The organism is Flavobacterium notoginsengisoli (assembly GCF_014207905.1).
GTDB lineage: Bacteria > Bacteroidota > Bacteroidia > Flavobacteriales > Flavobacteriaceae > Flavobacterium > Flavobacterium notoginsengisoli_A.
In genome coordinates this window covers 149,591-171,466 of sequence record NZ_JACHLB010000007.1, presented here as the reverse complement: position 1 = coordinate 171,466, position 21,876 = coordinate 149,591, and the positions used below count along the sequence as shown (strand labels likewise).

At 32.0% G+C, this 21,876-nt stretch carries 24 protein-coding genes; 18 read left to right on the top strand and 6 right to left on the bottom strand.

The annotated features are described in order from the left end of the window. Positions 1-41: 41 nt before the first annotated feature. Entirely contained in the window at positions 42-1,580 is a 1,539-nt protein-coding gene (locus HNP35_RS19930; RefSeq protein ID WP_184166120.1) for a DEAD/DEAH box helicase, read from the bottom strand. Between the two features lie 109 nt (positions 1,581-1,689). Further along, on the bottom strand, positions 1,690-2,223 hold the full coding sequence (locus tag HNP35_RS19925) for a DUF6155 family protein (protein ID WP_184166122.1): 534 nt from the start codon (positions 2,221-2,223) through the stop codon (positions 1,690-1,692). A 140-nt stretch (positions 2,224-2,363) separates the two neighbouring features. On the opposite strand from HNP35_RS19925, the gene HNP35_RS19920 reads away from it, so the two are divergent. Continuing rightward, positions 2,364-2,648, top strand: coding sequence for a DUF3817 domain-containing protein (locus HNP35_RS19920; protein ID WP_184166124.1), 285 nt, complete (start codon positions 2,364-2,366; stop codon positions 2,646-2,648). Further along, the gene (locus HNP35_RS19915; RefSeq protein ID WP_184166126.1) at positions 2,641-3,888 is read left to right on the top strand and encodes a mechanosensitive ion channel family protein; all 1,248 of its coding nucleotides are present in this window, start codon (positions 2,641-2,643) and stop codon (positions 3,886-3,888) included. Before HNP35_RS19920 ends, HNP35_RS19915 begins: the two co-directional genes overlap by 8 nt. A gap of 204 nt (positions 3,889-4,092) precedes the next feature. On the opposite strand, the gene HNP35_RS19910 is transcribed toward HNP35_RS19915, so the two are convergent. Further along, entirely contained in the window at positions 4,093-4,509 is a 417-nt protein-coding gene (locus tag HNP35_RS19910; protein ID WP_184166138.1) for a hypothetical protein, read from the bottom strand. Positions 4,510-4,592: 83 nt separating this feature from the next. On the opposite strand from HNP35_RS19910, the gene HNP35_RS19905 reads away from it, so the two are divergent. From HNP35_RS19905 to HNP35_RS19890, 4 genes are all read left to right on the top strand, one after another. Then, positions 4,593-5,000 (top strand): glyoxalase, encoded by a 408-nt coding sequence (locus tag HNP35_RS19905; protein ID WP_109193483.1) that lies wholly within the window; start codon positions 4,593-4,595, stop codon positions 4,998-5,000. Positions 5,001-5,013: 13 nt separating this feature from the next. Further along, positions 5,014-5,481, top strand: a complete 468-nt coding sequence (locus tag HNP35_RS19900; protein ID WP_184166140.1) for a hypothetical protein — start codon at positions 5,014-5,016, stop codon at positions 5,479-5,481. Positions 5,482-5,507: 26 nt separating this feature from the next. Then, positions 5,508-6,083: a Crp/Fnr family transcriptional regulator gene (locus tag HNP35_RS19895; protein ID WP_184166142.1), complete on the top strand. Its 576-nt coding sequence runs from the start codon at positions 5,508-5,510 to the stop codon at positions 6,081-6,083. A gap of 78 nt (positions 6,084-6,161) precedes the next feature. Next, complete coding sequence (locus HNP35_RS19890) at positions 6,162-7,133, top strand: quinone oxidoreductase family protein (RefSeq protein ID WP_184166144.1); 972 nt, start codon at positions 6,162-6,164, stop codon at positions 7,131-7,133. A gap of 51 nt (positions 7,134-7,184) precedes the next feature. Here HNP35_RS19890 and HNP35_RS19885 read toward each other — a convergent pair whose 3' ends face one another. Continuing rightward, positions 7,185-8,927, bottom strand: coding sequence for a DUF885 domain-containing protein (locus HNP35_RS19885; RefSeq protein WP_184166146.1), 1,743 nt, complete (start codon positions 8,925-8,927; stop codon positions 7,185-7,187). Between the two features lie 27 nt (positions 8,928-8,954). Next, the gene (locus HNP35_RS19880; RefSeq protein ID WP_184166148.1) at positions 8,955-10,931 is read right to left on the bottom strand and encodes an alpha-ketoacid dehydrogenase subunit alpha/beta; all 1,977 of its coding nucleotides are present in this window, start codon (positions 10,929-10,931) and stop codon (positions 8,955-8,957) included. 188 nt (positions 10,932-11,119) lie between these two features. Here HNP35_RS19880 and HNP35_RS19875 point away from each other — a divergent pair, with 188 nt between their 5' ends. The 8 genes from HNP35_RS19875 to HNP35_RS19840 all read left to right on the top strand — a co-directional run bounded on the left by HNP35_RS19875 (position 11,120) and on the right by HNP35_RS19840 (position 18,252). Beyond that, positions 11,120-12,070 carry an isopenicillin N synthase family dioxygenase gene (locus tag HNP35_RS19875; RefSeq protein WP_184166151.1) on the top strand — a complete coding sequence of 317 codons (951 nt, stop codon included), beginning with the start codon at positions 11,120-11,122 and terminating at the stop codon, positions 12,068-12,070. Between the two features lie 111 nt (positions 12,071-12,181). Next, positions 12,182-12,514: a translation initiation factor gene (locus HNP35_RS19870; RefSeq protein WP_184166154.1), complete on the top strand. Its 333-nt coding sequence runs from the start codon at positions 12,182-12,184 to the stop codon at positions 12,512-12,514. A gap of 116 nt (positions 12,515-12,630) precedes the next feature. After that, positions 12,631-13,500 carry a nucleoside phosphorylase gene (locus tag HNP35_RS19865; RefSeq protein ID WP_184166157.1) on the top strand — a complete coding sequence of 290 codons (870 nt, stop codon included), beginning with the start codon at positions 12,631-12,633 and terminating at the stop codon, positions 13,498-13,500. A gap of 56 nt (positions 13,501-13,556) precedes the next feature. Further along, on the top strand, positions 13,557-14,033 hold the full coding sequence (locus HNP35_RS19860) for a DUF4265 domain-containing protein (protein ID WP_184166160.1): 477 nt from the start codon (positions 13,557-13,559) through the stop codon (positions 14,031-14,033). Positions 14,034-14,105: 72 nt separating this feature from the next. Further along, the gene (locus HNP35_RS19855) at positions 14,106-14,957 is read left to right on the top strand and encodes a substrate-binding domain-containing protein (RefSeq protein WP_184166163.1); all 852 of its coding nucleotides are present in this window, start codon (positions 14,106-14,108) and stop codon (positions 14,955-14,957) included. Between the two features lie 19 nt (positions 14,958-14,976). Further along, on the top strand, positions 14,977-15,909 hold the full coding sequence (locus HNP35_RS19850) for a transglutaminase (protein WP_184166166.1): 933 nt from the start codon (positions 14,977-14,979) through the stop codon (positions 15,907-15,909). A 183-nt stretch (positions 15,910-16,092) separates the two neighbouring features. Continuing rightward, on the top strand, positions 16,093-16,461 hold the full coding sequence (locus HNP35_RS19845; RefSeq protein ID WP_246453616.1) for a hypothetical protein: 369 nt from the start codon (positions 16,093-16,095) through the stop codon (positions 16,459-16,461). A 204-nt stretch (positions 16,462-16,665) separates the two neighbouring features. After that, positions 16,666-18,252 (top strand): ABC-F family ATP-binding cassette domain-containing protein, encoded by a 1,587-nt coding sequence (locus HNP35_RS19840; RefSeq protein WP_184166170.1) that lies wholly within the window; start codon positions 16,666-16,668, stop codon positions 18,250-18,252. A gap of 20 nt (positions 18,253-18,272) precedes the next feature. Here the strand turns inward: HNP35_RS19840 and HNP35_RS19835 are convergent, their stop codons facing one another. Then, on the bottom strand, positions 18,273-19,247 hold the full coding sequence (locus tag HNP35_RS19835; protein ID WP_184166173.1) for an alpha/beta fold hydrolase: 975 nt from the start codon (positions 19,245-19,247) through the stop codon (positions 18,273-18,275). A 271-nt stretch (positions 19,248-19,518) separates the two neighbouring features. Here HNP35_RS19835 and HNP35_RS19830 point away from each other — a divergent pair, with 271 nt between their 5' ends. From HNP35_RS19830 to HNP35_RS19815, 4 genes are all read left to right on the top strand, one after another. Continuing rightward, the gene (locus HNP35_RS19830) at positions 19,519-20,568 is read left to right on the top strand and encodes a linear amide C-N hydrolase (protein WP_184166177.1); all 1,050 of its coding nucleotides are present in this window, start codon (positions 19,519-19,521) and stop codon (positions 20,566-20,568) included. Between the two features lie 130 nt (positions 20,569-20,698). Next, positions 20,699-21,016, top strand: a complete 318-nt coding sequence (locus HNP35_RS19825) for an ArsR/SmtB family transcription factor (protein ID WP_184166180.1) — start codon at positions 20,699-20,701, stop codon at positions 21,014-21,016. Between the two features lie 3 nt (positions 21,017-21,019). After that, positions 21,020-21,487 carry an SRPBCC domain-containing protein gene (locus tag HNP35_RS19820; protein WP_184166183.1) on the top strand — a complete coding sequence of 156 codons (468 nt, stop codon included), beginning with the start codon at positions 21,020-21,022 and terminating at the stop codon, positions 21,485-21,487. A 6-nt stretch (positions 21,488-21,493) separates the two neighbouring features. Continuing rightward, entirely contained in the window at positions 21,494-21,871 is a 378-nt protein-coding gene (locus HNP35_RS19815; protein WP_184166186.1) for a DoxX family protein, read from the top strand. Positions 21,872-21,876: the final 5 nt, after the last annotated feature.

Genomic DNA, 21,876 nt, shown 5'->3' with positions numbered 1-21,876 from the left:
ACTTGAAACATGAAACCTGAAACAAATAAAACTTTAAATTATCAATCTGGCTCATTCATGATTTTTTCACGATATTTTTTACCAATTAATAAAGTCAATCTTTGTTTGTAATCGTCAACCAGCCATTCGCGGTAGTTTTTACTGCATTGGCTTAAACATTTTGAGTATCGTTTAATACGATCTTCAATATCATCATCTAACTCTTTTGCAAGCATTTTTGCTTCTTGAAGTGTTTCTGTGTTATCTACACACATACCTGCATGCTGTTCTAGCGATTTGTCAAGAACAACTTTAGAACGTAAATTTTGTTTTATAATTAATTTGTGTTCTTCATCAACATCAAAACTGACATCAGCTGTTTTACTAAATTTTGCTCGCAATTCTGGTGGCATACTGTATTTGAAAAACATCTCAATTTCATGATCATCACGCAGATTTTCCAAATAAAACTCTGGAGATTTAAAAATATGTTGCCAGTTGACAGGGTCGCTCCATAAACCAAAACGAGCGGCATTATTTCCTAAATCGATCACTGTAAATTCATCTTTTCCAGGTAGTTTACGAGAACCACGTCCGATCATCTGGAAATATAAAGTCAACGATTTAGTCGCTCTGTTTAAGATAATAGTTTCTACAGTAGGTTCATCAAAACCAGTTGTCAAAATTCCAACAGATGTCAAAATCGCGTCTGGAGTCTTTTTGAACCATTGCAAAATATCTTTACGCTCTTCAGAACTACTTGTATTATCAAGGTGTCTAATATCGTAACCTGCTTCTCTAAAAGTTTCATAAACATATAAAGAAGTATGGATACCATTGTTAAAAATCAAGGTCTTTTTTCCCAAAGATCTTTCTGTATAAGCGTGCAAAAGCTTTTCTTGCATCAACGTATTAGTATACAAATCATCAGATGATTTTACGGTATAATCACCGTTAATACCAACTTTTAATGAAGTTAAACCAACATCATAACTGTATGTTGTTGCTCGAGCTAAAAATCCTTTGTCTATTAATGAACCAATTGTATCACCTACGATAAGTTCATTATAACTTTGGTGCATTGGCAATTTAATGTTTGAACTCAATGGCGTTGCAGTAACTCCAAGAATAAAAGCATTTTTGAATGAGTTTAATAATTTTCTAAATGAATTATAATGTGCCTCATCAATAATCACCAAACCGATATTATCTAAATGAAGTTTTTCATCATTAATACGGTTTTTTAAAGTTTCGACCATTGCCACGAAACAAGAAAAATCATTCTGATCTGGCAGTTCTTTTACTTTACTGTTGATTATTTTGTTTGTAACGCCAAAACCTGTTAACATTTTTGAGGTTTGTTTACAAAGTTCTATACGGTGCGTTAAAACAACCACTTTTTTATCGTTGTTTGATAAATAGCGGCGAACGATTTCAGAAAATATTACTGTTTTTCCACCTCCAGTTGGAAGCTGATACAGTAAATGGTGTTTTGGAGGAGCATTGTCTAAACGGTCAAAAATGGCGTCAATATCGCCTTTTTGGTATGCATAAAGTTCTTTCTTCTCTTCTCTTTGTATTTCTAAAGTGTTTTGAGACATTGTTTATTTTTGGATTTTTGCAAAAATACACCGAAAAAACAGTTATTCATCTTATTTTAACCTAAAATAAATGTTTTTTTAAAAGAAATATTTTTTAAGGGAAGTGCTTTTAGTAGTCGATTTTGTCCAAAATCACCTCAAAATCGTACTTATTTTTCCATTTTTGCTGCAAAGTTTCTTCATAAACGGCATTAATTCGCAATTTAAAATCATTAAAAATTCCATTTGAAATGATAAAATTAACAGCTTGTTCAAAAGAATTAAAGATGCTTTTGTAGAATAATTCTTGCTTAATGAAATTTTGAGAAGAAAACGTTTGCGCAATTTCAATATTATAAAGCATAATATCTGCCAAAATATAAGAATCTACTCCAAGCGTCATAAAATGTTTGATTAATTTCTGAGCAACCGATCTTCTCATTTTTGCTTTCGGACGCCATTTTGCTCCCGGCTTCTTTATCGGAAAATATTCTTGGGAAATTTTAACTTTGGCTTCCTGCAATAATTTATCTTCTTTCGGATTAAAAACAAAGTCGTAATAGGTCTTTACAGGTGCAAATTTTTCATAAAGTTCAATCAGTTGTTCTTCTAATTGCTCCTTTGTTAAATCGCCTAAATATTTTTTTAAATCTCTTTTACTCATAGAGTAAAGATAATTTTCAATTCTTTAAATTCCAAATTCCAATTTTCAGCTCATTTTACTGATTTAATTTTGATTTTTTAAACTTTAAAATCAATCCAGAATCCTTAATTTTGCTGGCATAAAACTTAAAAAATATATTCATGCTCAAGATTTTCAAAGTTACTGCCATTTTAGAAGGAATTTCATATTTAGTATTATTCGCAAATATGTTAATTATCAAAAATAATAATCCTGAACTTTATCATACATTATTACGTCCATTAGGAATGACACACGGTGTTTTATTTATTGGATATATTGTTTTGGCTTTTTTATTGAAAAAATCAATGAATTGGGATTTTAAAACTTTCGGAATCATTTTAATTGCTTCTCTTATTCCGTTTGGAACTTTCTACATAGAGAAAAAGTATTTAGAAAATGCCTAACCTTTTGGATAAAATATTTAATTTTTTATATCCCGTTTTTAGAGATTGGGGAATGAGCCGTAATGTTGCGTCTTATACCAGCTTGATCTTTAATATCGCTATTTTAATAGCATTAGCTTATATTATTTATTATGTTGCCAAATTCATTCTAGTCACTCTGACAGCAATTTTTGCGCAGCGCACCAAAACAAAATTTGACGATTATCTAATTCAAAACAAAACGACTAGATATACTGCTTATTTAATTCCGTTTTTCTTTATTTATAAAGCCGTTCCTGTAATCTTAGATAGATATGAATATTGGGAATCTATTTTCGGAAAAATAGTTGGTATTTATATTGTATTACTTGGATTATGGATTGTTAGAACGGTTTTTAATTCGTTACGCGATTATTTAAAACAAAAACCAGAATATAGTGACAAACCTATCGATAGTTTTGTTCAGGTTATCATGATCGTCCTTTGGATTTTTGGAGTTGCGATGATTATTTCGACTTTGTTTGGAATCAAAAAAGGCGAATTATTAACGATTTTAGGAACACTTTCGGCCATTATCATCTTAATTTTCAGAGATACCATTCTTGGATTTGTTTCTAGTGTTCAAGTTGCTATAAACGACATGGTTCGAATTGGCGACTGGATTACAATGGATAAATTCGGTGCCGATGGAGATGTGATCGAAATCAATTTAACGACAGTAAAAGTTCGAAATTTTGACAACACAATCACAACAATTCCAACGTACGCTTTAAGTTCCGATTCGTTTCAGAACTGGCGCGGAATGCAAAAATCTGATGGAAGACGTATTAAAAGACATGTTTTGATAAAAAGCAGTACGATACGTTTTCTAAATGATGAAGATTTACAGCAATTAAGAAAAGTACAGCTTATTACATCTTATATCGATAGCAGACAAGCTGAAATTGAAAAATACAATGACCTAAGAGGAATTGATAAAACGCTTTCGCTGAATGGCCGAAATATGACCAATTTAGGTTTATTTAGAAAATACATTATGCAATATTTAGTTGATCATCCTGGATTGAACAAAAATATGCATATTATGTGCAGACAATTACAATCGACTGCGCATGGAGTCCCGTTAGAAATTTATGTTTTCTCAAGCGATAAACGCTGGGCAAATTACGAATACATCATGGCTGATATTTTCGATCACGTAATGGCTTCTGTAAAATATTTTGATCTCGAAATATTCGAACTTCCTTCAACATTGAATTAGTTTTTTTGTTTCAGGTTTGACATAAAATGAGTTGAATTTTTAACGCAAAGAACACTAAGATTTACGCAAAGTTCGCAAAGTTTTATATAAGCTTTGCGAACTTTGTGTTTTTATAAAACCTTATACATAAAAAAAACTTAGCGTTCTTTGCGTTAAAATACACAAGACATTCAACGTGAAACTTGAAACCTGAAACAAAAAAAACTATTTTGTCACTTCTTCAAATACAAATTCAGCATTATTGTATTCAATTGGAACTTCTGGAACAAAACAAGGAAGATTAAAATACGTTCCAATTACTCCTTTTCCTAAAAAGAGTTTGTTGTCTTTCTTTAAAAGAGCTATAGGAACTCTTTTCCAGTTTCCTCCGAAGGAAATAAAATAATAATCTCCTCTAAGCGTATCTCCTCTCAAGTCACCTCTCACATCTCCGGAATCTTTACCATATCCGTAACGAGAAATTTCATAACGTCCATAGAAACGTTTGTTATTGATTTTGACATCAAAAACAGCGGTGTCTTTATTATTTATAGCTTGATATATTTTATGATTGTATTTTTCTTTGTTTTCTTTCGAATTGCAAGAAACTATTAAAACACAGAGCAATAGAGCTAATCGCATATTTTATTTTTATAAAAAACAAAAATAAGCTTTTAGCGTGGGATTATTTCGCTAACTTTAAGAAAAACTAAAAACATAAAAACATGGAAGATAGAGACACCTTTTTAAAAGAATTCAGAGGCGAAACTTTAGGAACCGTAAGTGCTCAATCTTCTCCAGATGAGATCTTTCAAAACCAGACAATCAGACCGATTTTAAAACTGCAGAACGATTTATTTATTGCAGTTTTTATAAACTACGTAAACAAAAACAAACCCGATTTTTATTCTTATTCCGTCGAAAAGAAACTTCAGACGATTGAAAATTCTATTCAAAAAGACATTAAATTCAGAAACTCTTTAAAAGGAATTGTAATGGCGCTTTTTACAGTTGATGAATACAATACTTATATCCAGAATTCTTCTGATTTAAATAAACGAATGATGAATTTGCTGATTGATCGTTTGAAAAATCAAGTGCAATTGTTTGAAGTAGAGTCTGATTCTAAATAAAAAGCATTCTATAATGAAATTTAATCTAGATTTTACAACTAGTTACGGTCAATTTTATTTGAATGATAAAGATGAAGGAGATACAGGTTCTCCAGATTTTTGGACAAATGAGGCCTTTAACGATAAACTTGCTGTAGAAAAAGGAATTCTAGGTGTTTCTCTCGAAAATAGTGAAGGAATTGTAAAAGCTGAACTAGAAATTTTAAGTTCTGAAAGCCAAATTTCAGATTTTACTGTTTTCGATCATGTTGTAGAAGCAAGCTTAGAAATAAATACAGGTTTCTTGCAAATACATGATTGCCCATTTTCTCTTCTAGTTTTAGAACAAAAAATTGAAAAAGGGAATTATAGGGTTCGGGTTTACTATAAAAATTTAGAAACTGCTTATAATGAAAATCCCGAAGACTTTTATAAAATAGAAATGTGGAAAGATTCTTTTTTGGATAGAACTGTTTTAAAGAGATTTGAAAATAAATACTAACATAACAACTTATATTTTTAAGATAAATGTTCAACCAATTCCGCAACAAATTTCCTTTATCAGAAGAAAAATGGAATGAATATATCGGTTATTTTAATCGAATTGAAGTTGCCGCAAAAACGACTCTTTTGGAAGAAGGAGAAATTTCAAAAAAACTCTATCTTATTGAGAAAGGCTGTATTCGGGTTTGGTTTAATCATAACGGAAAAGACTTAACTTCTCAGTTCTTTTTTGAAAATCAAAGTGTGGCTTCTATCGAAAGTTTTATAAAAAAATTTCCAAGTCCAGTTTTTGTAGAAACAATCGAACCATCAATTTTATGGTGGATTCATAAAAAAGATTTGGATACAATTATTGAAGAAATCAAGGAAATTCCAGAACTAAGAGATAGATTAATTGATAAGCTTTTTCAAAGAACATTCGATTATATGAAGCACTTTTTTTCTTTTATAAAAGACTCCCCTGCTCAGCGTTACCAAAGTCTAATTGAAGAAAAGCCTGAAATAGTGCAAAGAGTTCCACAGCACTATATTGCATCTTATCTCGGAGTTAGTACCGTGCATTTAAGTAGAATAAAAAGCAAACTCCTACACGAAAAATAAATCAATTTCATTTGATAACAAATGTTATCGTCTGCCTGTAAACGGCTGTCTAATTTTGCTTCATAAAATTTAATAATTATGAAAGCAGCAGTAGTTTATAAAAAAGGCGAATTGCCTAAATATGCAGATTTTGCAGAACCAATCGCATCAAATGAAAATGAAGTTTTAATTTCGGTTAAAGCCGTTGCAATTACCAATTTGGATAAAGGAATTGCCAGTGGAGATCATTATTCTTCTGAAAAAGAAAATCAAAACGGATTTATAGTTGGCAGTGATGGAATAGGAATATTAGAAAATGGAACTAAAGTTTATGCTCGTGGTATTTCGGGAACAATTGCAGAAAAGGCAGTAGTAGAGAAAAACAGAATGGTAGTTCTGCCAAATGAAATTGATGGTGCTATAGCAGCGGCGATGCCAAATGCTGTGGCAGGTTCTGCAATGGCACTCCGTTTTAGAGCCGGAATAAAACCTGGTGAAACTGTTTTAATAAATGGAGCAACGGGTTTCACAGGACAAATGGCGATTCAAATTGCAAAACATTATGGAGCTAAAAATATAATTGTAACGGGAAGAAACGAGAAAATGTTTGAAAATCTTAAAGAATTAGGTGCCGATGTAGCTGTTTCTTTAAAGCAAGAGGATGAATCATTTGTTTCTCAATTAAAAGAAATTCATAAGGAAACTCCAATTGATATTGTTATTGATTATTTATGGGGAAAATCGGCAGAACTTATTTTTTCAGTTTTAAAAGGAAATGGAAAATTTACCAATAAAACAAGGTATGTTTCAGTTGGCTCAATGTCTGGTGATATTATCCAATTGTCAGCACAAACTCTTAGAAGTGTAGATTTACAGTTGTCGGGATCTGGTTTAGGAAGCTGGACAAAAGATGAAGTGAAATTATTATTTTCTGAAATACTTCCTGAGATGTTTCTTTTGGCAGCTCAAAATATTTTAAAAGTGAATATTAAAACAGTGCATCTAAGCGATATAGAAGAAATTTGGGATTCTGAAGTTGCAGATGGAAAAAGGCTAGTTGTTATAATATAAAAAAAAGGGTTTGACTATTAATTGTCAAACCCTTTTTTGCTAAAGCTAAATCTATTCTTCAGCCAGCATTAATTCTTTAATGTATTTAACTGGTGCACTTCCAAAACTCAAGAATTTCTCATGAAACTTTTTCAAGTTAAATTTATCGCCTTCTTTTTTCTTTAATTCTTCTCTTAGATTATAAATTTCTGTATAACCTGTAAAATAAGAACACAATTGAACTTGCGATAAAGTAACACGTTTCCATTTTCCGTCTGCTTCCGCTTGTTGCTGAAACGCCTCTTTTGTTAAAAGTTTAATAGCGTCTTCTTGAGACATATTTTTGGTATGTACGCTAATATCTAAAATGGTATTGCAAGTCGTTCTAAGATTCCATTTATAATACATCAGCCACATTTCGTCAGAGTTTTTGTAGCCACTTTCTAGCATCATTTTTTCTGCGTAAACTGCCCAACCTTCAATCATAGCGCCATTTCCGAATATAGATTTGATAATACTTGGCGATTGATTACTATAAACCAATTGGGTGTAATGTCCCGGAATTGCTTCATGAATATTCAAGATTTGCAGAATGTAATCGTTGTATTCTCGCAAATAGCTTTCTGCATTTTCTTTTGTCCATCCAGACATACTTCCCACATTGTAATAAGTATTTGCATTTTTATCATAAGGTCCAGGAGCAGAAATTGAAGCTCCTGCAACTCCAGCCATATAAGCAGGCTCTTTACGAACAACTAAAGGTTTTGATGGATCAATGTATAATAAATCTTTTGCTTTTACATAAGCTGTCAATTCTGGAATTTGCTTTTCAATTTCAGATTGAAACTTCTCTGGTGTAGTATGTTTTAGTGAAATTTCATCAATAACTTGTTTGATTAATTCCAGTTTATCTGCTGGTTTTACTGCATTACCTTTGTATTTCGCCCAAAGTTTATCTGCTAAAACAAACATTTTTTCGTGCAAATCTTTCTTATGGTCAATAGCGATTTTATAAATCTCGTCCGCCGTATATCCAGACTGGATGTTTAAATCAAATTTTTTAGCATATAAATCTTTTCCTAATCTAAAAGAGCGAGGTGTTTTGTTTGGCAGTTTTTTCAGCCATTCTGCATAATCAGTAATTGCTTTTACAGAAACTGCTGCTTTATCTAAGATTTCCTTCTTTTCAGCATCTGATAATTTACTTTTTTCTAAAGCGTTTTTAAGATCATCTTGAAAAACAGAAGAACCACCAAGATTCTGAGCAATTGCAAGTTCAGTATGTTCTAAAGTCGGATTCTTTATGTTCTTTTTTGCAGCTTCGTAATAAGCAGGAATTCCGTTCATTTTTTTGTTGAAAGCTCTTAAACGAGTTTCAAGACTGTCGTAATTTCCGTTTAGAATTTCGGCAAAAGAACCACAAACATTATATTCTGCAGGACTCCATTGGAATATTTTCAACTCATTTATGCCAAAAATCATTCCTTCCAACTGATTTTTTATCATATAATAATCCGTTTTATTATTATTCGATAAGTCATCAATTGTATAAGATTTTAAAGAATCTAATTGAGAGTTTGCAAATTCTAATTTTCTTTGATTTTCTTTTGCATCGGGAATAATTAAAATGCTGTCGTATTTGTGGAAACCAACATTAGAAGCCCATTCAGGGTTAAGTTTCCATAATGAAGAAACAAATTGATCTTTATAAGCATCGAATTTTTTGTTCAAATCGCCATCTGGGGTAGATTTAGCATTTTTTGCACAAGATATTAAAAGCAAAACTGCAAAAAATGACAGGCAAATTTTTTTCATATAATTAAGTTTTAAAGCGTTTCTTTTTTAGTAGTCCAACAATTCTTTTAGAGCAGTTTCAAATCGGTTTCTTGGTAAAAACTGGTCTTCCAAAGCTTTTGTAAACGGAATTGGCGAATCTAAACTGGCTACACGTTTTACAGGAGCGTCCAAATATTCAAAACAATTCTCCATAATTAAAGCCGAAATATCGCTTGCAATTCCGCCAAAAAGAGTGTCTTCTTGATAAATAATAGCTTTTCCAGTTTTCTTAACCGAAGCAAAAATAGTTTCTGTATCTAAAGGCTGTAAAGTTCTTAAATCGATTAAATCGGCATCTATTTCTGGATTGTTTGCTAAAGTTTCTAAAGCCCAATGAACTGGAGCTCCAAATGAAATAATGGTAACCGATTTTCCTTCTTTTATCAAAGCAGCCTTACCTAAAGGAATAGTGTAATACTCCTTTGGAACATCTTGATAAATACTTCTGTACAATAATTTATGTTCGAAGAATAAAACTGGATTTGGATCATTTATCGACGTATTCAAAAGTCCTTTTGCATCATAAGGAAACGCCGGGTAAACTACTTTTAAACCAGGAGTTTTAGTAAACCAAGCTTCATTGGTTTGTGAGTGAAAAGGCCCAGCTTGTGTTCCTCCGCCGCAAGGCATACGAACAACAACATCAGCTTTTTCGCCCCAGCGATAATGTGATTTAGCCAATAAATTTACAATCGGATTGAATCCTGTAGACACAAAATCAGCAAATTGCATTTCTACAATTGCCTTATAATTATTAATTGATAATCCCATTGCGGTAGAAACAATAGCGCTTTCGCAAATTGGAGTGTTTCTTACACGATCTTTTCCAAAGAATTCAACAAAACCATCTGTAATTTTAAAAGCGCCACCATATTCTGCAATATCTTGCCCCATTAAAACCAAATTTTTATGGCGCTGCATCGATTCGTTTAATCCATTTCTAATGGCATCTATAAAACGAATATTCTCAGTTTCGCTTTCTGTGTTAACTTCTTCAAATTGATAAGGTTTGTAAACATCATCTAATTCTCCGCTATAAGTAGGTTCAATTTCTGGTTCGGCATTTGCCTTTGTCCAATTTTCATCAATTTCTTGTTTTATTTCTGCACGAAATTGCTCGTCTAATTCTTCTGTTAGAATTCCATTTTCCTTTAAATACTTTTGATAATTAGAAACAGGATCTCGAAGTTCCCATTGATCCATTAATTCTTGCGGAACATATTTAGTACCACTCGCCTCTTCGTGTCCGCGCATTCTGAAAGTTTTAAATTCTAACAAAATCGGACGCGGGTTTTCTTTCATTTCTTCTTTTAACTGAGATAATTTATTGTAAACTTCTACAATATTATTTCCGTCGATAATCCAGCTTTCAATCCCGTAGCCAATTCCTTTATCTGCAAGATTTTCACAGGCATATTGCTCGTTGGTTGGTGTAGAAAGTCCGTAACCATTATTTTCAATAATAAACATTACCGGCAATTTCCAAACTGCGGCAATATTCAAAGCTTCGTGAAAATCTCCTTCGCTTGTTGCTCCTTCTCCTGTAAAAACTGCTGTGATTTTTTTATTGTCTTGAAGTTTATTCGCTAAAGCAATTCCGTCAGCAATTCCAAGCTGCGGCCCTAAATGCGAAATCATTCCGATTATATTGTATTCTTGCGTTCCGAAGTGAAAACTTCTGTCACGGCCTTTTGTAAAACCATTCGCTTTTCCTTGCCATTGTGAAAATAAACGATGCAACGGAATTTCTCTGGTTGTAAAAACACCAAGGTTTCGGTGCATTGGAAGTATATATTCTGATTGATCTAGAACAGCTGTAACTCCAACAGCAATGGCTTCTTGTCCTATTCCGGAAAACCATTTAGAAACTTTGCCTTGACGAATCAAGATCAACATCTTTTCTTCTATTAATCTAGGTTTTAGTATTTTTTTGTATAAATCTAATAATTGAATGTCAGTGAGGTTTTGTCGGTAAAAAATCATGTAATTTTTTGTTTTTTAGTGTTTCAAATATAACAATTTGCGCCAATTTTATTGAATTCTGAAAAATTTATTTAATCAAAAACCTACTTTTAATGCCTGAGCTTAAGATTATTTTCTAAAATATTCTCTACCTTTGTTAGCGAAAGGTGCTTATGACACCTTTCTTTTTTAAATAAAAAATGTAAAGTATGCAAAACATTCCTAGTGTAGACTTACGTGATTTCCTTTCGGACGACCCGAAACGTAAACAAAAATTTGTAAATGAAATCGGCAGTGCATTTGAAAACATTGGCTTCGTAGCCTTAAAAGGTCATTTTCTTGATGATCAATTGGTAGACGAACTTTATGGCGAAATTAGAAACTTCTTCGCCTTGCCAATAGAAACTAAGCATAATTATGAAATTCCTGGAATTGGCGGTCAAAGAGGTTATGTTTCTTTTGGAAAAGAACATGCTAAAGGACGCAAAGAAGGAGATTTAAAAGAATTCTGGCATTTTGGTCAATACGTTGACAAAGATTCTAGATGGGCTTCAGAATACCCTGATAATGTTGAAGTGACTGAATTACCGCGTTTTAATGTCGTTGGTAAAGAAGCTTATCAAAAATTAGAAAAAACTGGAGTTTATGTTTTAAGAGCTTTAGCTTTACATTTAGGTCTTGATGAGTTTTATTTTGACAATTATGCAAAAGAAGGAAACTCTATTTTAAGACCAATTCATTACCCACCAATTACTTCTGAGCCAGAAAATGCAATTCGTGCCGCAGCTCACGGAGACATTAACTTGATTACTTTGTTAATGGGAGCTCAAGGTCGAGGATTACAAGTTCAAAATCATAATGGTGACTGGATCGATGCTATTGCAGAAGATGACGAATTGGTAATTAATGTTGGAGATATGTTATCTCGACATACTAATAACAAATTAAAATCTACAATTCACCAAGTGGTAAACCCACCGAGAGAATTGTGGGGAACTTCTCGTTATTCAATCCCATTCTTTATGCATCCAGTAAGCGATATGCGTTTAGATTGTCTTGAAAATTGTATAGACGAAGAAAACCCGAAAAAATACGAAGATATATCTGCCGGCGAGTTTTTACACGAACGTTTGGTGGAGTTAGGTTTAATCAAAAAATAAACTTAAATAAATTCTTATATTAAAATTCCAAATTCCAAGTTTTTCTTGGGGTTTGGAATTTAATTTTTAAATATCTTTATACTTGGAATTTATTTTTAGAATAAAAAAAATATGGATTTAAAAGATCAATTAAAAAATTTGTTTCCTGATCATGTAGAAACAAATGAACCAGAGCAAATTGAAGAACAAGACCATGTTCTATATGTTCAGAAAGAACCAATGATCTGTAAGTTTGAAAAAAGAAAAGGAAAACCAACAACAATTATTGAAGGTTATGAAGGCTCTGACGAAGATTTTAAAGTTTTAGCGAAAGAAATTAAAACCAAATTGAGCGTTGGCGGAACTTTTAAAGATGATTCAATTATTATTCAAGGCGATTACCGCGATAAAATCATGGCAATCTTAAAAGAAAAAGGATTTAAAACAAAACGTGTAGGAGGCTAAAAAGTTTCAGGTTTCACGCTTAAAGTTTCAAGTTGTCCGAATAACTTGAAACATGAAACTTGAAACAAAAAAACTTAGAACCTTAGTATCTCAGAACCTTAGCAACTTTAAAAGAAATGATTCAATCATCAGAATTAATACTAAATCCCGACGGAAGTGTTTATCATTTAAACCTTCGTCCTGAACATATTGCTCACGACATTATTTTTGTTGGTGATCAAAACCGAGTAGAAAAAATCACTCAATTTTTCGATTCTATCGAATATTCTACTCAAAAAAGAGAATTTAAAACCCAAACCGGAATTTATAAAGGAAAAAGAATTTCTGTAATTTCTACAGGAATTGGCCCTGATAATATTGATATTGTATTGAATGAGCTTGATGCTTTAGTAAATATTGATTTAAAAACACGCGAACCAAAAGAGGATTTAACGTCTTTAAATATTATTAGAATTGGAACTTCTGGATCTTTACAAGAAGATATTCCAGTTGATAGTTTTGTGATGTCTAAATTTGGTTTAGGATTAGACAATATGCTTCGTTCTTATTTAATTGATGATGTTTCGATTACAGAAATTGAAGATGCATTTGTAAAACATACCAATTGGGATTCTAAGAAAGGAAAACCATATGTTACACAATGTTCTGAGAAATTAGAAAAGCTAATAGAATCCGATAAAATTTTTAAAGGAATTACGGCAACTGCAGGAGGTTTTTATGGCCCTCAAGGAAGAGTTTTACGTTTGAATATTCAAGATGAAGAATTGAATAATAAAATGGATAATTTTAGTCATAATGATACAAAAATCACTAATTTAGAAATGGAAACTGCAGCAATTTATGGGCTTTCGGCACTTCTAGGTCATAACGCATTATCACTTAATGCAATTATTGCCAACCGTGCATCTGGAACTTTTAGTGAAGATCCTTATAAAGCTGTAGACGAATTGATTGCATACACTTTGAATAAACTAGCAGGGAATTAATTTCGTATATAATGTAGAGCATTTTTTTGCTAACTTTAAGCGAAGAAAATTAAATAATGGAACAAGAAACGCATAAAAAAATATTATTTAAATACTATAGTGATTATCTAGATGAAGTAGTATCTGAAACCATGTGGGCAGAAATTGTGGATTTAGAAAAAGGTCTTTTCAAATTGGATAATATTCCATTTTTTGGCCCTTTAATCGCTACAGATGACCTTTTTTACGCAGAATTTGATGAAACTGAGGAGAAATTCATGCATAAAAAAACGATTCAGAATTCTGGAAATTCGATTGTTCAGATTGCTATTTTAGAAAAAGGTTTTGATGCGATAGTTATTCGTGATCAGTTAAAGGCAATTAATTGTTTGTCGGAAGCATTAAATGAGACCTTTTTTGCGGCAGAAATTGGAAAAGACGTAGATTATGCATTGGTAAGAAGCCTATTAAGCGAATATGAATCGCAGGAAATTATCGAATTTGCAGAGCCGTGCCTTTCAGAAAAACATCGAACAGATTTATTAAAAAATTAAACTAACCAAACTTAATTAATACGCATACGCATACCAAGCAACTTAACTTAACTTAACTTAAACTTAAAAGAAATGAAAACTGTCAAAATTGCGGGTGTTCCGGAACACTTCAATTTGCCATGGCATCTCTGTATTGAGAATGGCGAATTTGAAGAAGAGGGCATCGACTTACAATGGACCAATGTTCCCGAAGGTACTGGGAAAATGTGTCAAATGCTTCGTGACGGCGAAACAGACTTAGCAGTAATTTTAACTGAAGGAATTCTGAAAGATATCTCGGCAGGCAATCCGAGTAAAATTGTTCAGATTTACGTACAATCGCCTTTAATTTGGGGAATCCATGTGGATGCAAAGTCTGATTTTCAGACACTTAAAGATCTTAAAAACAAAAAGGCTGCTATTTCAAGAATTGGTTCTGGATCACAATTGATGGCTTACGTAAATGCAAATGAACAAGGCTGGAAAACAGACGATCTTGAATTTGAGGTTGTTAATACAATTGATGGAGCTGTAGATGCTCTAACCAATAAAAAAGCAGATTATTTTATGTGGGAACGTTTTATGACAAAACCACTTGTTGACAAAGGAGTTTTCAGACGCATTGACGACTGCCCTACTCCTTGGCCTTCATTTATAATTGCTGTTCGTGAAGAATTCTTAAAAAAGAATGGCAAAGTTGTAGAGAAAATCCTTGAAATCATTAACAGTACAACAACTGATTTTAAAGAGATTCCGGAGATTGATAAAAAGTTATCCAAACTATTTAATCAAAAAGCAGAGGATATAAAAGAGTGGCTTAAACTAACGCAATGGTCACAAAAGAATTTAACCGAAAAGTCTTTTAATAAAATTCAAAATCAGTTATTTGATCTGGGAATTATTGATAAAAAAAGTATTTTTGTAGAAACCGTAAAAGCACTGTAATACTGCTTTTTTGATTCGTATGATGAAATTCCCTAAAATTGACTTTCCATATTTAAAATCTAAACTACAGGTGAAATCACCGTGGGACAGGATTATTATCATGTTGTTGAGTCTTTTTATTACGATTCCGATTTTCATCATATTGCATCAAAATTTGATCGATCTAGAATGGGCATTCAATCTAGATCGTGTTTTTATATTTATTTTTGTTTTTGCGGCAATATTTTTTCTTCTGATGTATCTCAGAACAATTATCATATTGTGCATTGCCGTTTATTTACTGATTTTATTTTACGGAACTGTTATTGGAAATTATGGTTTTAACGAAATCTCAGAAGATTATAATTCTATGATTTATACCATGTCTGATAATCCATATCCGCAGGATATTATCGTGGCAAAACTGCTTCCGTTTCCAAATAAAACAAAAATTCTTAATGCTATAGAATACCAGAATCCGAAAGTGCGAAATTTTGCTGTTATGGCAACCACAAAGCATTTTAAAGGCATTAGAGGCTATTCAGATTATCGTACCATAATTCAGTGTTTTGCTGTTTTTAAAGAAATAAACGGCAGATGGAATTATGTAAACGATCCAAAAGATGGTGATTATATCGCAACCGCCAGCGAATCTCTAGAATATTTCTCTGGCGATTGCGATGATCATTCTATTTTAATGGCAGCCGCAGTTCGATCAATTGGCGGAACTCCAAGACTTATTCATACCAAAGGGCATATATACCCAGAAATATTAATTGGTTCTATGATTGATTTGGAAAAAGTCAATTATTTGATTAAAAATGTTCTTTTTACAAAAGAAAGTTACGGAAAAAAAATACATTACCATATAGACGAACGTGGCCAAGTCTGGATGAATCTTGACTACACAGCAACTTATCCTGGAGGTCCATTTATGTACGAAGAAATATTAGGAGCTTTGACTCTTAATTAAAATTTTGAGTGTTAAAATCTTTAGACTTATTACATCTTAATTATTGAGATTTCACAATTGCAATATGAGTTAAATCAAGGACTTTTTTTATCGAAAAAAAATATTTATAAATATTTGATTGCGAATAATTTAATGTCATTTTTTTTTGTAACTTTTTCCTGTTTAACTTTTAATCGCAAAATCATGAAAAACTCTAAATTGTTTACCCTCCTATTTGCAATTGTTGTCTTATTAATGGTTTCATGTCATGGTAAAAGAAACAGGCTGATTAATTCTTGGAAAGTTACCGAAGTCGAAGCTAAAACTTCTATTAATGACTCTACAAAAAATGCAATTTTGACTAATGGTACCCTTACTTTTACAGAAGATGGGCATGTGACAGGTTACTTGCTTCGTGAAATAACGGATGGTACTTACGCATTAACTCAAAAAGGCACAAAACTGGTAATCAAAGATGAAGTTGGTACGCCTTATGAATGCGTAAGCACTATTACAGACGACAAATTAGTCCTTGATACTAAAGAAGCTAAGTTAACATTCAGTAAAATCTAAAAAAATACATTTTAATTTTATTTATAATACAAAAACCATTCTTATAATTAAGAATGGTTTTTTTGATTTTAAACCTTAAATAAATACCTTTGCACTTCTTCAAATAAGCATTTATCTATGTGAAAATTAATTTCTTTCGGAAAACTTAGTGAGTAACCGCATTCGTGGCTGCTTAATTATTTAATTCTCTAAAAGAAAGTAATTATGCTTATTCTTCAAAATATCTCATATCAGCATGAGAATAAAGACATGCTGTTTCAAAACATAAATTTTACTGTAAACAATAATGATAAAGTAGCGCTAGTTGGAAATAATGGCGTTGGAAAATCAACTTTGTTAAAAATTATTTCAGGCGAACTCAAATCATTTTCTGGACAGATTATTCAAAATTCAGAACCTTACTTTATTCCTCAATTATTTGGACAATTTGATGAAATAAGTATTGCAGAAGCTTTAAAAATAAGTGATAAAATAAAGTCACTTAAAGAGATACTTGAAGGTATTGTTACAGAAGAAAATCTTCAGCTCTTAGATAATGATTGGACTATTGAAGAACGTTGCGAGAAAGCTTTATCGTATTGGAATCTTCATGAATTAGATTTAAATCAGAAAATGGAAACGTTGAGCGGAGGCCAGAAAACGAAAGTTTTTTTAGCTGGAATAATGATTCATGAACCTGAATTTATTTTAATGGACGAGCCTAGCAATCATTTAGATTCTACGGCACGTGAATTATTATATGATTTTATAAAATCGACTTCAAGTTCTTTATTGATCGTAAGTCATGACAGAACGTTGCTAAATATTCTTAATAGAACGCTTGAAATGAGTAAAAATGAAATTTTTGTTTATGGAGGAAATTACGATTTCTATCATAATCAGAAAAAAATCATGCAAGAAGCTTTAGAAAATGATGTACAGAACAAAGAAAAAGAACTTAAAAAGGCTAAAGATAAAGAACGCGAAACAATAGAGCGCCAGAACAAGTTGGATTCGCGAGGAAAAAAGAAGCAGGAAAAATCTGGAGTTGCTAGGATTATGATGAATACTCTTCGAAATAATGCAGAAAATAGCAGTTCTAAACTGAAAGATGTTCATGCGGAAAAAATATCTAACATATCTGGCGATTTACGTCAATTGAGATCAAATTTACCGATAATAGATCAAATCAAATTTGGGTTTAATAACAGCAATTTTCATAAAGGAAAAGTACTTTTTAAAGCCACTGAAATTAATTTTTCGTATGAAAATGAACAGATTTGGAAAGAAAATCTAAGTTTCGAAATTCTTTCTGGAGATCGTTTATCAGTGAAAGGCATAAATGGTTCGGGCAAAACAACTTTAATTAAAATTATTTTAGGAGAATTGACTTTAAGCCAAGGGACTATAAATTCTCAGTCAAAAAAAGCTATATACATTGACCAAGACTATTCAATGCTCCAAAACGACCTTAAGGTTTATGAGCAGGCACAACTTTTTAATGATTGTGCTTTAGAAGAACATGATATAAAAATGAGATTAAATCGTTTTTTGTTCTCTCAAAATGATTGGGATAAACTCTGTAATGTTTTAAGTGGTGGAGAAAGAATGCGTTTGATGTTGTGTTGTTTAACAATTAGCAATGAATCTCCTGAAATTATTATTTTAGATGAGCCTACTAATAATTTAGATATTCAAAATATAGAAATTTTAACTGCCGCACTAAATGAGTATAAAGGAACTTTGATTGTTATTTCTCACGATCATTTGTTTCTAAATCAAGTAAATATTGAAAAAAGTATTGAACTCTAAATAAAAAAAATAGCGCTGGATTATCTCGGCGCTATTTTCTCTATTTCGTTACAAATTAAATCGGGCTCTTGCAGTGTAACATAGTGACCGCTTTTTTGTGCAAAAACCTGTGTGCTTTTCGTAGATAAATGAAGTAAGTCTTTCTGTAAATTATTGTGAATAGAAAGATATTCTTTTTCAAGATTTTTATCTTTTGCTCCTTCTACTCCATTTGGATATTTTGCAGTAATTATCGTCAATGGTATTGATCCGAAATTATCAATTTGAGAAGCTTCTTCCATAAGTTTATCATCATTTTCTAACTCATTCATCATTCCGTCAAAGATGCGATAGAAATAGTGTTTAACATTTCTATTAAACCAATGTTCTTTTGGAACTGCAGAAGTAAACGCGTTTGTGCTATATAATATTCTGATTGCACCTATTTCATTAAAAAAACTTAAAAGCATTTTTGGTGGCGGTTGAACCGATTTTTTTAAAGCATCTGAAGATTTTTTCAATTGTTTTGGATGAGAAACATCAATAAAAACAATGCCTCCTATGTTTTTCATGTTTTCTTCAATAAATAATCTTGGGGTAATGCCTCCAAAAGAATGTCCGACTATAATATAAGGTTTCGGACAATTTGTTTTTTCTAAAAGCTGTTTTAGATCGTCGGTGTATCTTCTTAAGCTAGTTTTCTTTGCAGGATCACTCCATAAAATTCCAGCTTTATCGTAAGAGATTGTAGTATACTTTTGAGAAAGTTTTTTCTGGATATCTTGCCAATGCAGATAATCTCCACCTAAACCAGATTCAAAGACTATAGTACAATTTCCTTTTCCCTCCTTTTTATAGTGAATTTTTCTTCCTTCAACAGTTACGAATTCTGAGTTATCTGGGCGCTGTCTGTCAAAATAAAAGCGAGAAATATGCTCAAATACAAAACCAATTGCAATTAGAGACAAGAGAATAAATAGAATTATTTTGAGGGTTTTAAATATCTTTTTTATCATTTTGAGTATATTTTAAATGAATCTAATCTGAGGTAATACATTCAAAAATAGAATTATTTTATTCAAAATTCAAAACTATTTATAATTATTCTAAATAATATTATATTGTAAAAAAAGCTTATTAGTGAAATGCCATTTGTTTGTAATACTTATTGCTTTGGCATTCAAAATCTTACAATAATTACGTAAATTGCAGATAAAGATTTTTTATACATATTTTCTATCCTTAAATAAATAGACTGATCAACGTTTAATTAAAATGTAAAATACCATGAAATCACGAAACAAAATTTTCTCGCTTTTACTTGCTTTTACTCTCATCGGTGAAACCGTGTTTCCTTGTACAAGAGTTGTATATGAAGGATTAAATGGCACGATAATAACAGCCCGCTCGATGGATTGGCGCACTGAAATACCTGCTAATTTGTGGATCTTTCCGCGTGGCATTGAAAGAAACGGCGAAGTTGGCACAAGTTCAGTGAAATGGAAATCAAAATACGGAAGCGTTATTACAAGTTCGTGGGATATTGCTTCTTCTGACGGAATGAACGAAAAAGGACTTGTAGGCAATCTTTTATGGCTGGTTGAATCGCAATATCCAAAATTTGAAAAGAATGGTAAAGTAAAAGGTTTAGCAGTTTCTCTCTGGCTTCAATATGTGTTGGATAATTTTTCTACGGTTTCTGAAGTAGTATCGGCATTAGAAAAAGAAGAATTTGTTGTGGCTTCATCTCACATTCCAGGAACAAATATCTTTGCAACAGTACATTTATCTGTTTCTGATGCTTCTGGTGATAATGCAATTTTCGAGTATATAAATGAAAAATTGGTCATTCATCACGATAGAAAATATGTTACAATGACCAACTCTCCTATTTTTAACGATCAATTGGCCATTAATACCTATTGGAAAAGTATTCCGGGAACGGTAATGCTTCCGGGAACAAACAGAGCTGCCGATCGTTTTGTGAGAGCATCTTATTATATAGATGCAATTCCAAAAACAGATAATACAAGAAGTGCTTTGGCAAGCGTTTTTGGCGTAATCCGAAATTGTTCCGTACCGCTTGGAATTGCTTCTCCTACAGAACCCAACATCTCTTCTACCCGTTGGAGAACTGTTGCCGATCAAAAGAATCTGGTTTATTATTTTGATAATGTATTGAATCCGAATGTGATTTGGGTGGAATTTAATAAAGTAGATTTTAGCGAAAAAGGAAAAATCAGAAAGTTGAGTCTGGCTAATAATGAAAACTATTCAGGTGAATCACTAATTAATTTTAAAGAAGCAAAACCATTTCAGTTTGCGGGATTAGATTAGTTTATATTAAAAAGAATAATTTTTAAATACCTTCAAATTAATTGTTTGAAGGTATTTTTTTTAAAATAAAACCAAAATAATATTGCGCAGTCAAATGACTTCATTATATTTGCAGTCAAATAACTGCGCAATGGAAATTAGAAGAGATGTATTTCAGGCAATAGCCGACCCGACCCGAAGAGCAATATTGAGTCTGGTTGCTGTACAAGCAATGACACCAGGTGCCATTGCAGAGAACTTTAATTCGTCCAGACAGACGATTTCGAAACATATTCAGATTTTAAACGAATGTGAATTATTACACCAAACACAAAGCGGAAGAGAAATTTATTATCATCTAAATCCTCAAAAAATGAAAGAAATTGACAACTTCATTGAACCGTTCAGACAAATGTGGGACGATCGTTTCAACAAACTAGAATCGATTATGAAAAACTATAAAAAATAAACCATGGAAAAGAAAACAAAAATTCATGCCGAAGACAACAGACACGATCTTATAATTACAAGAGAATTTGATCTTCCTGTAGAATTGCTTTTCAAAGCCTACGAAGATCCAGAAATTGTGGCGCAATGGATGGGAACTAAAGTTGTAAAACTAGAAAGTAAAAAATACGGCGCCTGGGAATTTGAAACCAGTGATCCTAATGGAAATGTTGTTTTTAGAGCAAATGGCGTAATTCATGACTTTGTTCCGAATGAGAGAATTGTGCGCACGTTTGAAATGGATAATATGAATTTTGCGCCACAGTTAGAGTTTTTAGAATTCGAAAAACTTACAGAAGAAACCAGTAAACTTACAATGCAGATTATCTATAAATCAATTGAGCACAGAGCAAATCAATTGAAATTGCCATTTGCACAAGGTTTAAATATGGCTCACAACAGATTAGAAGAAATTGTAACTAAACTAAAATAAAAAATCATGAGTAAAAGAAACAAAATTATTTATTGGATTGCCACGCTTTGGCTAGCATTAGGAATGGTATCTACTGGAATTGTGCAATTAATGCAGATAAAAGAAGAAACTGAAATGATGACACATTTAGGTTATCCGCTTTATTTCTTGACTCTTTTGGGCGTTTGGAAACTTTTAGGTGTAATTGCGATATTAATTCCGAAATTTGGTTTATTGAAAGAATGGGCTTATGCCGGATTTTTCTTTGCCATGTCTGGAGCTGTAGTTTCTCATTTGGCGGTTGGTGACAGTGCTAAAGAACTTTTCGGTCCGGTATTATTAATTGTTTTGACAATTGTTTCGTGGTATTTCAGACCAACAACTAGAAAATGTACTGCAAACTAAAATTT

What these genes read in the sequence shown, in the direction of transcription:
- HNP35_RS19930 (WP_184166120.1), bottom strand. Translation starts at nt 1,580, where the DNA reads ATGTCTCAAAACACTTTAGAAATACAAAGAGAAGAGAAGAAAGAACTT.
- HNP35_RS19925 (WP_184166122.1), bottom strand. Translation starts at nt 2,223, where the DNA reads ATGAGTAAAAGAGATTTAAAAAAATATTTAGGCGATTTAACAAAGGAG.
- HNP35_RS19920 (WP_184166124.1), top strand. Translation starts at nt 2,364, where the DNA reads ATGCTCAAGATTTTCAAAGTTACTGCCATTTTAGAAGGAATTTCATAT.
- HNP35_RS19915 (WP_184166126.1), top strand. Translation starts at nt 2,641, where the DNA reads ATGCCTAACCTTTTGGATAAAATATTTAATTTTTTATATCCCGTTTTT.
- HNP35_RS19910 (WP_184166138.1), bottom strand. Translation starts at nt 4,509, where the DNA reads ATGCGATTAGCTCTATTGCTCTGTGTTTTAATAGTTTCTTGCAATTCG.
- HNP35_RS19905 (WP_109193483.1), top strand. Translation starts at nt 4,593, where the DNA reads ATGGAAGATAGAGACACCTTTTTAAAAGAATTCAGAGGCGAAACTTTA.
- HNP35_RS19900 (WP_184166140.1), top strand. Translation starts at nt 5,014, where the DNA reads ATGAAATTTAATCTAGATTTTACAACTAGTTACGGTCAATTTTATTTG.
- HNP35_RS19895 (WP_184166142.1), top strand. Translation starts at nt 5,508, where the DNA reads ATGTTCAACCAATTCCGCAACAAATTTCCTTTATCAGAAGAAAAATGG.
- HNP35_RS19890 (WP_184166144.1), top strand. Translation starts at nt 6,162, where the DNA reads ATGAAAGCAGCAGTAGTTTATAAAAAAGGCGAATTGCCTAAATATGCA.
- HNP35_RS19885 (WP_184166146.1), bottom strand. Translation starts at nt 8,927, where the DNA reads ATGAAAAAAATTTGCCTGTCATTTTTTGCAGTTTTGCTTTTAATATCT.
- HNP35_RS19880 (WP_184166148.1), bottom strand. Translation starts at nt 10,931, where the DNA reads ATGATTTTTTACCGACAAAACCTCACTGACATTCAATTATTAGATTTA.
- HNP35_RS19875 (WP_184166151.1), top strand. Translation starts at nt 11,120, where the DNA reads ATGCAAAACATTCCTAGTGTAGACTTACGTGATTTCCTTTCGGACGAC.
- HNP35_RS19870 (WP_184166154.1), top strand. Translation starts at nt 12,182, where the DNA reads ATGGATTTAAAAGATCAATTAAAAAATTTGTTTCCTGATCATGTAGAA.
- HNP35_RS19865 (WP_184166157.1), top strand. Translation starts at nt 12,631, where the DNA reads ATGATTCAATCATCAGAATTAATACTAAATCCCGACGGAAGTGTTTAT.
- HNP35_RS19860 (WP_184166160.1), top strand. Translation starts at nt 13,557, where the DNA reads ATGGAACAAGAAACGCATAAAAAAATATTATTTAAATACTATAGTGAT.
- HNP35_RS19855 (WP_184166163.1), top strand. Translation starts at nt 14,106, where the DNA reads ATGAAAACTGTCAAAATTGCGGGTGTTCCGGAACACTTCAATTTGCCA.
- HNP35_RS19850 (WP_184166166.1), top strand. Translation starts at nt 14,977, where the DNA reads ATGATGAAATTCCCTAAAATTGACTTTCCATATTTAAAATCTAAACTA.
- HNP35_RS19845 (WP_246453616.1), top strand. Translation starts at nt 16,093, where the DNA reads ATGAAAAACTCTAAATTGTTTACCCTCCTATTTGCAATTGTTGTCTTA.
- HNP35_RS19840 (WP_184166170.1), top strand. Translation starts at nt 16,666, where the DNA reads ATGCTTATTCTTCAAAATATCTCATATCAGCATGAGAATAAAGACATG.
- HNP35_RS19835 (WP_184166173.1), bottom strand. Translation starts at nt 19,247, where the DNA reads ATGATAAAAAAGATATTTAAAACCCTCAAAATAATTCTATTTATTCTC.
- HNP35_RS19830 (WP_184166177.1), top strand. Translation starts at nt 19,519, where the DNA reads ATGAAATCACGAAACAAAATTTTCTCGCTTTTACTTGCTTTTACTCTC.
- HNP35_RS19825 (WP_184166180.1), top strand. Translation starts at nt 20,699, where the DNA reads ATGGAAATTAGAAGAGATGTATTTCAGGCAATAGCCGACCCGACCCGA.
- HNP35_RS19820 (WP_184166183.1), top strand. Translation starts at nt 21,020, where the DNA reads ATGGAAAAGAAAACAAAAATTCATGCCGAAGACAACAGACACGATCTT.
- HNP35_RS19815 (WP_184166186.1), top strand. Translation starts at nt 21,494, where the DNA reads ATGAGTAAAAGAAACAAAATTATTTATTGGATTGCCACGCTTTGGCTA.